The organism is Fusibacter bizertensis, from assembly GCF_029914245.1.
In the GTDB taxonomy this organism is placed as follows: domain Bacteria; phylum Bacillota; class Clostridia; order Peptostreptococcales; family Acidaminobacteraceae; genus Fusibacter_C; species Fusibacter_C bizertensis.
The window spans coordinates 212,473-225,070 of sequence record NZ_JARYZI010000004.1 but is presented as its reverse complement, the minus strand read 5'-3'; the positions used below and the strand labels follow the sequence as shown (position 1 = coordinate 225,070).

At 34.9% G+C, this 12,598-nt stretch carries 12 protein-coding genes; 6 read left to right on the top strand and 6 right to left on the bottom strand.

The genetic code is table 11. From position 1 onward, the window contains the following. Positions 1–60: 60 nt before the first annotated feature. From QE109_RS07940 to QE109_RS07930, 4 genes are all read right to left on the bottom strand, one after another. Positions 61–237, bottom strand: a complete 177-nt coding sequence (locus QE109_RS07940) for a hypothetical protein (protein ID WP_281093904.1) — start codon at positions 235–237, stop codon at positions 61–63. A gap of 24 nt (positions 238–261) precedes the next feature. Further along, on the bottom strand, positions 262–357 hold the full coding sequence (locus tag QE109_RS17745) for a hypothetical protein (RefSeq protein WP_425365115.1): 96 nt from the start codon (positions 355–357) through the stop codon (positions 262–264). A 268-nt stretch (positions 358–625) separates the two neighbouring features. Continuing rightward, positions 626–2,464, bottom strand: coding sequence for a sensor domain-containing diguanylate cyclase (locus tag QE109_RS07935; protein WP_281093903.1), 1,839 nt, complete (start codon positions 2,462–2,464; stop codon positions 626–628). A gap of 6 nt (positions 2,465–2,470) precedes the next feature. Then, a complete protein-coding gene (locus tag QE109_RS07930; protein ID WP_281093902.1) occupies positions 2,471–3,106 on the bottom strand; it encodes a hypothetical protein in 636 nt (211 codons plus the stop codon). A 327-nt stretch (positions 3,107–3,433) separates the two neighbouring features. On the opposite strand from QE109_RS07930, the gene QE109_RS07925 reads away from it, so the two are divergent. The 3 genes from QE109_RS07925 to QE109_RS07915 all read left to right on the top strand — a co-directional run bounded on the left by QE109_RS07925 (position 3,434) and on the right by QE109_RS07915 (position 6,847). Next, complete coding sequence (locus tag QE109_RS07925; protein ID WP_281093901.1) at positions 3,434–3,955, top strand: GNAT family N-acetyltransferase; 522 nt, start codon at positions 3,434–3,436, stop codon at positions 3,953–3,955. 59 nt (positions 3,956–4,014) lie between these two features. Further along, positions 4,015–4,608 (top strand): NUDIX hydrolase, encoded by a 594-nt coding sequence (locus QE109_RS07920; RefSeq protein WP_281093900.1) that lies wholly within the window; start codon positions 4,015–4,017, stop codon positions 4,606–4,608. A 139-nt stretch (positions 4,609–4,747) separates the two neighbouring features. Continuing rightward, the gene (locus QE109_RS07915; protein WP_281093899.1) at positions 4,748–6,847 is read left to right on the top strand and encodes a methyl-accepting chemotaxis protein; all 2,100 of its coding nucleotides are present in this window, start codon (positions 4,748–4,750) and stop codon (positions 6,845–6,847) included. Between the two features lie 43 nt (positions 6,848–6,890). Here the strand turns inward: QE109_RS07915 and QE109_RS07910 are convergent, their stop codons facing one another. Both QE109_RS07910 and QE109_RS07905 read right to left on the bottom strand, forming a co-directional pair. Next, the gene (locus tag QE109_RS07910; protein ID WP_281093898.1) at positions 6,891–8,000 is read right to left on the bottom strand and encodes an HD-GYP domain-containing protein; all 1,110 of its coding nucleotides are present in this window, start codon (positions 7,998–8,000) and stop codon (positions 6,891–6,893) included. Positions 8,001–8,057: 57 nt separating this feature from the next. Further along, a complete protein-coding gene (locus tag QE109_RS07905) occupies positions 8,058–8,432 on the bottom strand; it encodes a winged helix-turn-helix transcriptional regulator (RefSeq protein WP_281093897.1) in 375 nt (124 codons plus the stop codon). A 178-nt stretch (positions 8,433–8,610) separates the two neighbouring features. On the opposite strand from QE109_RS07905, the gene QE109_RS07900 reads away from it, so the two are divergent. The 3 genes from QE109_RS07900 to QE109_RS07890 all read left to right on the top strand — a co-directional run bounded on the left by QE109_RS07900 (position 8,611) and on the right by QE109_RS07890 (position 12,582). Continuing rightward, a complete protein-coding gene (locus QE109_RS07900) occupies positions 8,611–9,240 on the top strand; it encodes a flavodoxin family protein (RefSeq protein WP_281093896.1) in 630 nt (209 codons plus the stop codon). A 345-nt stretch (positions 9,241–9,585) separates the two neighbouring features. Beyond that, positions 9,586–11,478, top strand: coding sequence for a ribosomal protection-like ABC-F family protein (gene abc-f / locus QE109_RS07895; protein WP_281093895.1), 1,893 nt, complete (start codon positions 9,586–9,588; stop codon positions 11,476–11,478). Positions 11,479–11,580: 102 nt separating this feature from the next. Continuing rightward, the gene (locus QE109_RS07890; RefSeq protein WP_281093894.1) at positions 11,581–12,582 is read left to right on the top strand and encodes a GGDEF domain-containing protein; all 1,002 of its coding nucleotides are present in this window, start codon (positions 11,581–11,583) and stop codon (positions 12,580–12,582) included. The last annotated feature ends 16 nt before the right edge of the window (positions 12,583–12,598 follow it).

The window sequence follows — 12,598 nt, the reverse complement described above, 5'->3', positions numbered from 1 at the left end:
CATTTTTCGTTTGGCTTGCTCGCAGTGAAGTCTCGAGACAAAATATTGTCTTATACATAATCAGGTTTGACCTTTTTGTGATTCACTTTCTTTCTCCTGATGCGTGCAAAACTCATCACAGAGCATCTTTACCGAATAACCATGCGTTTTATAATGGTCAACAGTACGGTATTCCGCTTCATTTCTTACTTTCGTGAATGTAGTTTTTTCTCTAAGTACGCTTTTTTTGTATTCCAAAGAAGCCCCATTATCCTTCTGATATTATCTTATCCATTGATAAATCGCTACATATTTAACACCAAATTTTTCAATTGCAGCCTTATAATTAAAGTTGTTCTCAATAACCCACTTTACAATTTCAAGTCGTTCTTCAAAAGCTAATATACCTTGATAAATAGTAGTATAATACCATTTTTGTAATGTTAATATACTTACACCAATGGAACTTGAGATAGATTTATAGCTTCCTTTAACGACATGATAGTCTTCACAGGTCCTTATCTAAACTTCTTTACTTACTTTATAACATCTTGGCATAGAAAAACCTCCAAAATAGCAATCTAATTTTTATTAATTAGATTGTCTACTTTGGAGACATCATATCACTTCAGATGAATCCCTTTTGCTATTTTCTAAGTCTAACTTGATTTCGACCATTTTGCTTACCATCGTAAAGTGCTTTATCAGCACAGGCGATACACTGATCTAAGGTGTTGGCAACAGTGTATTTACAAAGACCAAAGGTTAAGGTGACTTGATCATTAATGGAGTGGTATTGGTGACTGGAGAGGTGTTCTCTAAGTGCGTCCACTTTTAAAAAGATTTCCTTAGATTCTTCACCAAAGATAACTAGTAAAAACTCTTCTCCGCCCCATCTGCCTACAAATCCATCTTCTCCAACTTGTTTAATTAACAGATCGGAGAGCTCTATCAGCAGTTGGTCTCCCATATCATGCCCGTAGGTATCGTTAAAGGTTTTGAAGTGATCAATATCGGCGATGACGATAAAAAATTCTATTTGATCGTGAATAAGTGCTTCTAAATCTGCAACTATACTTCTTCGATTAGGGAGCTTAGTGAGGTAATCTGTTTTTGACAAAAGCTCAACATCACTAAGTGCTTTTTTTAAATCGCTGGTTCTACTGTCGACGATTGCTTCAAGGTTTGCGTTTATATGTTTTAAATCCAGTAATATAGATGCATTTTCAATGGATAGTTTTTCTGTGTTAGAAAAGGCGCTTGAGAATTTAGACGAAAGCATGTAAGCCTGTGTTAACACAAAAATGGACAAACCAAATGGGATCATAGAAGGCGTATTGGTGAGATTGATTTCATAAAAATAATCATTTGCAAAACCGATTAATAAACATACGAAACCAACGATTACTTCTCCTGTATATGGAACGCCTTTGATAAGGCCAATTAGTAATTTGATAAGGGCATATATTAGGATTAAGAACCCAATGCCTACATAGTAAACAATTATTTGATCAATCACTGGAAACGGCAAAAATAGCGTTAAGATTGCAGTTAAACCAGAGACACCAACACTTATCCAAAGCATCCATCGATTCAGCAAAGTTTTAAATGAAAAATATAAAAAACCACAAAGTGATGCATAACCTAGATAAACAGTTATATAAGAGGCACGTGCATATACCTTAAAATCAATCTCATAGAGAGAAGGCAAAAATCTTTCGCCAACGATGAGCATTCTCAGTGCAAACATGAGACAGAAGATCCCAAAGTATAGCGGCGTCCTATCTTTTGTACGCATGACGAAAATCCCGACGTGATAGATTCCCATAATTAAAAGCATACCAAAAAGAAATAAATCGCGACTTAAACTAAGTTTGGATTCATTGGCAATCTGTGTAGCTAAGCCAAGCCTTGGTGACGTTATAGCATTATCGCCAAAGTTAAAGTCAGAAGTGTGATAGATCAATTCAATAGTGCGACTATTAGCGTCGAAGTAACTTTGATTTAATTTATAATAAGGGGCACTTGAAGCTTTATCAGTTCCAACTTTACCCACTTCACTATAGAGCATCCCATTGACATATAATTTATAAGAGCTCAAAACGATATCGGAGGATAAACCATAGCTCAAATCATTTGCTGGAAGTTTTATGACCAATCTAAGCGTACCATAAAAATTGTTAGACGCGAATGGTTTAACTTCGTTCATGCTAGAAAATGTGCTAGGAATTTGAATGTATGTGGGTTTGAATTTCTGACTACCTTGAAAATCATCAGATGATAGAAATTCATTGAAGTAAAATTCCCATTTACCATCAAGTGTCACAGGCCCTTGAGATTCAAAAGACCAATTGGTCAAATCAAGTACGCCATCAACAGGACCAGGTGTGTTGATAGAGTGCTCTTCTGTATATAAGCCTGAGTATAGCATAGCTGATAGAAAAATTAGTATGACGACGATACCAAGCCAGTTTTTTATCTTCATATTTACCTAGCCTTTCAACTTTGCCCCATCAAAGTACTGATAGGCTTTAAGTTTTGGAAAGTTTAGTTGCTCATCAAAATCTTTAGGACAGTAACCATTAGCAACATAAGACTTTGATAACATATTCATCGCCATAAAAGTCATGGCAGTAAGTTGACTACAAAACAAGCTATCAAACGAAGCGGGAATATTTTGACGTCTCCCTTCAACGTATGCGGTAAGCATCTGAGCATCTGATGGAAAGGAACGCATATGAAGTTTTAAGATACAATTTTTAAGGGCAGTCAGTTCATCGTTTTGAAGTGATTGACTGAGGTATTTCACTTTAAAATGCGTATCAAATCGCTCAGTGGAATCAATGGCTAACCTTCCTGCTAAACTAACGAGCATTGGACCGTCGTTTTTAGGAACTCCTAATATCACATCGTTTAGACCATCAGATGATGAAGTGGACTCCCAAAGTAATGGCTCGGTTCCTTCAAGTCCAATATCTTTAGGTAGGACAACCATGCCTATATGTGACCAATAGGACCATTCGATGAGTTCGATTAGCTTGCTCGATGTTTCGATGCCGTGGAAGAGGATCAAATCGCCGGTTTTTAAACTTGTACTTACTTCATTTAACAGGATTTCTCTATTCATTTTATCCCCCATTTTATTAATGTGATTTGGTATGGTGTCGTGTTTTTCTTGATTATGAAATTTTGATTATGAAATACTTGTCACAAAGCAATATGTAGTATTTATAAAAATTTAAGTATAGTTTAGTTAATGGATAATAATTACTTTAACATCATTTTATATGAAATAGTGTAACATGTGAAGTAAATTAAACATTTATCTTGCTGATGTTAAAAGTGAGGAAAGATGAATAGGGGATTGTTAATTTTATGTAAGTATAAAAGGGCGTGACTTGTACTTTTTAAAAGGAAAGCGTAATATAGATTTAAAACGTGGAATGGAGCTATTATGAACTATATTGAAACGGAGAGGTTAATCCTTAGAGATTGGTTAGAATCAGACCGAGGCGTTTTTCAGAAGATGAATGCTGACCCAGAAGTCATGCGTTATTTTCCTAAAACCTCAAGTGCAATTGAAACAGATAATTTTATCTTGGCAATTCAAAGAGAACTCAAAGAATCGGGCTTTGGATTATATGCAGTAGAAGTTAAAGAAACAGGGGCTTTTATTGGCTTTATTGGTTTTCATAAAGCTAGTTTTAAAGCAAGTTTTACCCCATGTATCGAGATTGGTTGGCGTTTAAATAAAACGGCTTGGGGAAAAGGGTACGCTACTGAAGGCGCTAAAGCATGTCTTCAATATGGCTTTGAAATTTTAGGTTTTAAAGAAGTGTATAGTTTTACAGCAGCTGTTAACACTTCATCTGAAAATGTCATGCGAAAAATTGGACTTCAATATGTTGCAACATTTGACCATCCAAGTGTTGCTAAAGAAAGTCACTTAAGTAAACATGTATTGTATAAAACGTGATGACTGTTAGGGTTTGAAAATTTGAAATTGTGGTATCACTAATATTATAGGAGTTTTTTATGCATTTTATCGAAACAATCAAAAATTATATTCCAAAATGTGATCAAGAAAAGCATGATCGTGAGATTATATTAGATTATATTAAAGATTATGAATTAAATATTTTAACAAGAGAGAATCGAATTGCTCATATGACAAGTTCAGGTTTAATCCTCAACGAAACATTGGATAAGATATTGATGGTACATCATAATATCTACAAAACTTGGGCATGGACTGGTGGACACGCCGATGGTAACTCAGATTTACTGGAAGTTGCCATATCAGAGGGCCTTGAAGAAACTGGAATAGAATTTCTAGAGCCTTTATCAACTGAACCGTTAGCGATAGATATATTACCAGTACTTGGACATATAAAAAGAGGGCATTATGTTTCTGCACATTTGCACCTCAATATCACTTATGTATTGATTGGTGATGAATCTAAAAGTTTGGTGATAAAAGAAGACGAGAATAGTGGGGTCAAGTGGATTCATATTTCAGACTTAAAACGTTATTCTAATGAGCCATATATGATTGATGTATATTTAAAGATAATTGAAAGTGCAAGAAACTTTAAAGGACTTCAAAGGATTTCAAAGGACTTCAAATAAATGATTTACAATAATCAGTATTAAATGGTCATTATAGAGGTGTAATAATTCCTTTGATATAGAATTGATTCATTTTATTTTGAATTGACTCATATTATTTTGAATTGATTCATACATACTATATTGAGGAGGGGTTATTATGATTAAAAAGAGCTTAAAAGCAAAAATGCTCGTCATCATTGTTGGAGTTCTAATAGTGATTTTAGCAGTATTGGCAGTTTTTGTAAGTACACTATCATATCAATCAACGATGTCAATCTCTGAAAAGTATATAGAAGAACAAATGAGAAAAGAAGGTCTTGTTCTTAGTAAATTTTTCGAAAATCATCTTAATGCAGCAGAGGCTATGGTTTCAGCAGTTAAGATCGCAGAGGAAAAGGGTATCTTGTCGAGAGATAATGTGAATCAAATATTGATGAATGTACTTGAGGACCAGCCGTATGCCTCTGATAACTGGTTTGTTTTTGAACCCAATGCATTTGATGGACTAGATGCGCAATCAGTTGGAAGGTTAGATTCTGATGAAAAAGGTAGATTTGTCCCACTCGTTTATCGCGATGGAAGTGATTATGCGCTGGACAGATGTTATGCATATGAGACAGATCCTTATTATCTAATTCCAAAAGAAACGTTAAAACCTTTTATTACTGAACCAACCGTATATGATATAGGTGGTGTACCAGTTAATATGGTAACCATTACTGTTCCAATTGTAATTGATGGAAAATTCTATGGTGCTGGTGGTATTGATATCGCCGTAGATCAACTATTGTTAGATCTAAACAAAGTTCAGTTGTTTGATACCGGATTTATCAAAATTTTAGGACCAGACGGCAAGATTTTTGCACATCCAAATGAAGATTTGATTGGAACTATTTCAGAAGAATTTTCATCAAGTGATAGCAGTACTTTGTTAAGTTCAGTCGTTGGTGGACAAACACTCAATAGCATTACAGATAAAATATCAGGAGATAAGCATGATTTTAAGATGTTGTTGGCGTTAGATGTTTCTGAGTACGGGCCGACATGGATTTTGGGATCTGAAATACCGACGAAAGAAATTACTCGGGAAGCAGCAACTATTCGTAATTTTAACTTTATCGCATCTATAGTGGGCTTAATTATAATTGGGTTTATCACAGCATTTTATATCTCAAATATCACCAAATGGATAAAAAATGTTGCGGATGCATCAAAATTGATCTCTGAAGGGAATTTGGCAATTAGTATTGATTCCAATATGTTAAGGAGAGAAGATGAAATTGGTGTTTTGGCGCAGTCATTTGAACACATGAAAGAAGAACTGAGACAAATTGCAATAAATATAGTTGAAACATCGGAGGAAGTTAGTGCATCATCTAACATGTTGAAAGAGTCAACTTCTCAGTCTGCAATCACTTCTGAAGATATATCAAGAGCTATTCAAGAAGTGGCACAAGGGGCAACAGATCAGGCGAGAGATACTGAAAAAGGAACTGAAGAAGTTGTAAATCTTGGGGTAATAATTGAAGCAAATCAAAACCAACTCAATCAACTTGCAGAAAATGCTCAAGAAGTTATAAAAGTTGTAAAGCTTGGAACTGAATCCATGCAAAAATTAGACGACCAAGCAAACAGAACCAATCAGGAAATGGACGTAATTACAGTTAGTATAGATTCAACGTATAAGAGTGTAGGCAGAATTAAAGAAGTAAGTGGTTTAATTGCATCTATTTCTGAACAGACCAATTTACTTGCATTAAATGCTTCGATTGAAGCAGCAAGGGCAGGAGAACACGGAAGAGGTTTTGCAGTTGTGGCAGATGAAATTAGAAAACTTGCAGAACAATCAAAAAATTCTACATTAGATATAGACAATGCACTTTCAGTGCTTAATAAAGACGCTGAAAATTTAGTAGAAGTATCAGAAAAAATTAGAATCGTAGTCACGGAACAACTTGAAGGCGTTACAATGACTACCGAACAATTTGAAGCGATAAGACAGTCTATAGATGATATTGTAAATCGTATTGAAACTATAGATCAGGCAGGTCTTGATATGCAGACCAAAAAAGATCATATCATGGAAGTAATGACTAATCTATCGGCTATTGCAGAAGAAAATGCAGCCTCTACAGAAGAAACTTCAGCCTCTACCGAAGAGCAATCAGCTAGTATTCACGAGATGAGTGATAAGAGTGAAGAACTCGCAAAAGTTGCGATTAAACTAAAGGAATTAGCGTCCTATTTTAAAATTTAAGTTAGAAGGCACATAGCCTTTTCTACTTATAAGAAAAGAGTCGTTACGACATGGTAACGACTCTTTTTTTTATAACGATATTGTATTTTGATTTTAGATCAATTACTTGGTTTATATATGTGCCACTTAGTACGCGTATAACGGGTCTAAGAGGCATCAATTCGTTACTACTGAGTACCAAGGCAATGCTTCTATCACTTAACTCTACTAAATCACCAGGTGGATAAGGTATGATATGTCGCGAAAATGCATAAGCGCTCTCATAGTCAAACAAGTGACCAGCGGCCATTATATATTCAAGTGCTTCGTTCGGCGTGTATGCTTTCCGGTAAGGTCTATCAGATGTCATGGCATCATATACATCAGCAATCATGACGATTTTTGTGTACTTATCAATATCGTTTGCTTTTAGCCCCTTTGGATAACCACTACCATCCATTCGTTCATGGTGTTTAAGAACGATGTTTTTTACAAAAGCGTTTGCTTGCGTATTATCGGTAAGTAACTCTCTACTAAGTTCAGGATGTGACCTTATAATGTTATAGTCCGTTTGTGAGAGTTGTTCATTTTTGCTAGTAATAAATGGCTCAAGTAGCTCGTTGCTGATATTCATAAGTAGTGCGCCTTGAGACATATTCAATAGTTCTTTTTCTGAAAATCCAAAGCTGATACCGATGATTACTGATAAGATGGCAGTGTTAACGGAATGTTCATAATCATAGATATCTAAATGTTTAACATCAACCAAAGTGATCTGTCTGTCTTTTCGTAGCAAAATTTCTGAAACAATAGTTTGAGAAATATCCTCGACTTGTCTCATTAGGTTTTCACCTTCTTTTGAGAAGTTAGAAATTCCCTTTGCTCTTTTAAAACTTGAGATCCCTTCCTTTAATTCAGTATTGAATTTTCTCCTTAGGAGAGGATCAATAACATCCTTTAGGTCAAATTCGTCGTCTAAGTTCATCTCTTTTTTGATGCTTTCAGTAATAGGGTCAGTAATATATATAGAATGTATATCTTGATTTTGAAGTGCTCTTATTGCTTTATCAGTGATGACAGTATCTTCTTTTAGTAACATGCTACCACTACTTGTATAAACACTTCTTGCAAGGATAGCATTTTCGGGTATTTCAAAAATATTGACCAATCTCATGTCTTACCTCACTTTGAATTTATGTTTAAATTGGGTATGTAAGTCCTGTATCTGAGTTTATTCGGGCGTGAGATTTGTAACCGTATTGTTATCGGAGTAATAATTTTGTCCCCAGTTACACATTAAACTTAGGATGGGCATCAGAGAAGCACCAGTTTCAGTTAAAGCGTACTCGACCTTGGGTGGAACTTGAGCATATACAGTCCTTTTAACCAATAAATCTGTCTCAAGCTCACGTAATTGTTGCGTCAGCATTTTTTGAGTGATAGTGGGCATAATCTTTCTTAACGCGTTGAACCGAAGCGTACCCTTAGTACCTAGATGCCATAAAATTAAAGGCTTCCATTTACCACCAATTAGATCCATGGTTATTTCAAAAGAGCATGAATATGTTTTGTTTTTAATCGTATAGTTTTGATTTGTGCTAGACATTTTAGACTCCTTGAGAATATGAGATAGCGACAATGGTATCTTTTTGATACTAAGAAACTTTTAAGTGTGTACTTGATGAATAATTGTTAATTAATTATAATGATACCATTCAATAAAGTGTTAGGCAACGTGTAACAGGCGAATTTATAAAAATGTAATATTTAGGTAGGAGGAAATGATGAAAGTTGTAGCGTTTAATGGGAGTCCTAAAAAAGAAGGTAACACATATCAAGCGATTCAAATGGTTGCTGAAGAACTAGAAAAAGAAGGCATAGAAGTGGAGATTGTTCATGTTGGGGATAAAGTGATCCGTGGTTGTATGGCATGTGGTGGTTGCTATAGAAATGGCGATTCACATTGTGTGATCAAAAATGACCCTGTTAATGAATATATAGATATGATGATCAAGGCCGATGGCGTAATACTGGGAACACCAGTACATTATGCTGCTATAGGTGGTACCATGAAGTCTTTTCTAGACCGCGCGTTTTATGCGATCGCAAGTGATAAGTTAAGACACAAAGTCGGTGCAGCAGTGGTTGCAGTAAGGCGATCAGGAGGCGTTCCGACATTTAACCAATTGGGTAACTATCTAAACTATAAAGAAATGTTAGTCCCATCTACTAATTATTGGAATGTAATCCATGGTGCGATGCCAGGTGATGTTCAAAAAGATGAAGAAGGTAAACAAATTATGCGTGTTCTTGGCAAAAATATGGCATGGACGCTTAAACTTGTTGAATCTGGAAAAGATAAGGTTGAAAAGCCAGAGCAGGAAAGAAAAGTGATGATGAATTTTATTAGATAAATTATTCTGTTTACACAGTTATCAAGTTTTGTTATACTAGCATTAACTTTAAGACCAAGGAGAAATAACTTATATGACACCTTCAAACTGCTAGAATTGATGATTTTATCAAACTTTAAAAAGTATACGTCATACCCGCTATTTGGGTTTATTTGTCGTACACTCGATAAAGAGCAGTTAGAAGACAGCATACTTTGGCTTGAAGCGGACAAAACACTGTATCATACAGTGTATTAATCGTAGAGTTAAACTGTAGGAGCTTAGTCTTTCCTACAGTTTTTTTAATTTAAATTTCAAGCCCTAACTGTTCTTTTTATAAAAAAAAGAAAAGGGAAGGGAAACAATATGTTCGAATTATCATTTAATCAAGTTTTAAAATATATGGGTACAGCACTTATTTTAGAAGATTTAAACTTTCAAATCTTCTCGGGAGAACGTGTAGGTATTGTTGGTGCAAATGGATGTGGCAAAAGTACCATTCTTAAATTAATTGCAGGAATTGAGCCATTTAATTTATATATTGGCTCATGGAGTATCGGTTACGATCGAGGTCAAATCAATATTCCAAGAAATTCAAAAATCGCTTATTTAGAACAAATACCGAGCTATCCTGATGGACTTACTGTAAAAGATATTCTGATGCTTGCTTTTGAAGAGGCAATAGTACACGAGCGTACACTTCGTGAGATTGAGAAAGAGATGCAAAGTGCAAGAGAGCCTGAATTAGAAAAACTATTGAAGCATTATGCTAAAACAACAGAGGCTTATGAACTAGCAGGTGGGTACGATATACAGGAAAAATTTAATAGAATCTGTGTAGGTTTAAAATTTAGAGAAGATTTTCTAAATCGACCATTTGACTTATTAAGTGGTGGCGAGAAAACGACGGTTATTTTGGGTAAGATTTTGATGGATCAACCAGACATTCTGCTCTTAGATGAACCGACAAATCATTTGGACACTGATGCTATAGAATGGCTTGAAAATTACCTGCTAAGTTACAATGGGATAGTGATTATTGTATCGCATGATCGCTATTTCCTAGATAAAGTTGTGAATAAAGTAATCGAAATCGAACAAAAAAGTGCACTTTCATTTAAAGGAAATTATTCATCTTATTTAAGACAAAAAGAAGAAATGGTTCGTATTCAAATGGCGCAGTATTTAGAGCAACAAAAGAAAATTCAATCTCTCGAACAAGCTGTAAAATCTTTGAGAGATTGGGCACTTAGAGCAGATAACAACAAGTTTTTTAGGCGTGCTGCAAGCATGCAAATCAAACTTGAAAAAATGGAGACTGTAGAAAGACCAATTGAAGATAAAAAAAATATGAAGCTTAATCTAAAAGCTACAGGTAGAACAGGGAATGAGACAATTGTATGTGAAGGTTTAACCAAATCGTATGAAGACAAAGAGATTTTTAACAATGCCTCTATGCTTATAAGATATGGTGAACGCGTTGCACTTCTTGGCCCAAATGGAAGTGGTAAAACTACTTTTCTAAAACTGCTTTTCGGGTATGAAAAGCCAGATAGTGGCATCGTAAAACTTGGTGCAAATGCTAAAGTCGCATATCTGCCTCAGCATATTGAGTTTGAAGATGAAAGTTTATCGGCGCTTGAGTGGTTTAGGCGAGACCTTGATATACCTGTGGGTAAAGCAAGGGAACATCTTGCGAAGTTTATGTTTTATGGCCAATCGGTTTATACCATAGTAGGGGCTCTTTCTGGGGGCGAAAAGATCAGGTTAAAGTTATCTCGTTTACTATTTGATGAGATCAACCTACTGATCTTTGATGAACCGACAAATCATCTAGATATTGATTCGATTGAAACATTAGAAGATGCACTTGAGGGATTTACGGGAACTATTTTGTTTATTTCTCATGATCGCTATTTTATCAACAAAGTAGCGGAGAGATTATTGGTGATTGAAAATCAAAGGTTTCGTAGCTATGTTGGAAACTATGACACTTATAAAAAAACAGTAGAGATAGAAAAGGATGAAATCACATCGTATGAAAAGATGCCTAAAACAAAAGTCAATATTGAAAAAGAAGATTGTGATTTGGTAGCACTAGAGCGCAAGATGAAACACATGGAATTTGAGATAGAACAGATTGAAAATGAAATGAACCTATGTGATGATGACTATGTTAGTTTAGGAGCACTTGAAGTGAGAAAGAACGAAATTCTTGAGGCAATTGAAACGCTTTGGTTAGAACTAAAAACATTATAGGCCCATCGCTATTCAGAATTGTTTGAAATGAACCCTTATATCGTGTAAAATATGAGTAATTGAGATTCGTTCTTAAAAAGACATAGCTATTCGGAGGTTTTCTTGAAACAAGTTGATATTCGTTTAAGATTATATAAAACTGTTTTGTTTGCGGGTATTGCGCTTTCGATTATTAGCGTTATTGGCAATTTTACAGCAGCGTTTCCATTTGATTTAAATTATAAGTGGATGATCTTATTTACGATTTGTAGTATTGCACTACACTATACCGACAACGAACGTGTGAGTCCGCATATTATGTTTTGCGTATTTCTCAGTATAATTTTTATATTTTTACCAGTTGGATTTTTCGCTTCGGGTGGTTCTCAAAATAACGCATCTGGTTATGCTATTGCCTTTCTAATTACCATCACTTTTATTTTTGTAGGAAAAAAGAGATTATTTCTAGTGGGTGCATTAACCTTTGTCTTTATGGGAATGCAAATTACAGAATTTTTTCATCCTGATTTAGTCTCAATTTACTCTAGAGAAACCCAGTTTATTGATCACATGATTCAAGTACCACTTTTGATTATTATCTCATTTGTTGTACTCAGTCTTTTTGCTAAAGAGTATGAACATATGAACCAAAGACTGAATCAATATGCCAATCTAGATGAGTTGACGGGCTTATATAACCGAAGGGCATTTAATCGAGCAATGGAAGACATCAGTGTTACGGCAGAAAGCCAATCGCATCTTGTGATGCTAGACTTAGATGATTTCAAAATGATCAATGATTTATATGGACATCACACTGGTGACGCTGTACTCATCAAGCTTTCAGATTTGCTTCAAAAAGAGTTTGACTTAAATCAACATATGGTGAGCAGATGGGGTGGAGATGAATTTGCGATTATTTATCACGGAGAAAGAGATGAATTTTCAAAAAAATTAAAAAATGTGCAAAGTACATTTAAAGATTATGTGAAAAAATATAATGAGACGACAGATGTGACTCATAGTCTTATCTCTTTAAGGGATTACAATAGCGGTACAGAAGGTCTTGTCGCTGTGGATCATATGCTTTATGCTGAAAAACGTAAGAAGTCCAATTCTAGATAATGAATTGGACTTTTTT

Coding starts and splice junctions, on each gene's coding strand:
- QE109_RS07930 (WP_281093902.1), bottom strand. CDS start 3,106: ATGAATAGAGAAATCCTGTTAAATGAAGTAAGTACAAGTTTAAAAACC.
- QE109_RS07920 (WP_281093900.1), top strand. CDS start 4,015: ATGCATTTTATCGAAACAATCAAAAATTATATTCCAAAATGTGATCAA.
- QE109_RS07910 (WP_281093898.1), bottom strand. CDS start 8,000: ATGAGATTGGTCAATATTTTTGAAATACCCGAAAATGCTATCCTTGCA.
- QE109_RS07915 (WP_281093899.1), top strand. CDS start 4,748: ATGATTAAAAAGAGCTTAAAAGCAAAAATGCTCGTCATCATTGTTGGA.
- QE109_RS07925 (WP_281093901.1), top strand. CDS start 3,434: ATGAACTATATTGAAACGGAGAGGTTAATCCTTAGAGATTGGTTAGAA.
- QE109_RS07905 (WP_281093897.1), bottom strand. CDS start 8,432: ATGTCTAGCACAAATCAAAACTATACGATTAAAAACAAAACATATTCA.
- QE109_RS07900 (WP_281093896.1), top strand. CDS start 8,611: ATGAAAGTTGTAGCGTTTAATGGGAGTCCTAAAAAAGAAGGTAACACA.
- abc-f (WP_281093895.1), top strand. CDS start 9,586: ATGTTCGAATTATCATTTAATCAAGTTTTAAAATATATGGGTACAGCA.
- QE109_RS07935 (WP_281093903.1), bottom strand. CDS start 2,464: ATGAAGATAAAAAACTGGCTTGGTATCGTCGTCATACTAATTTTTCTA.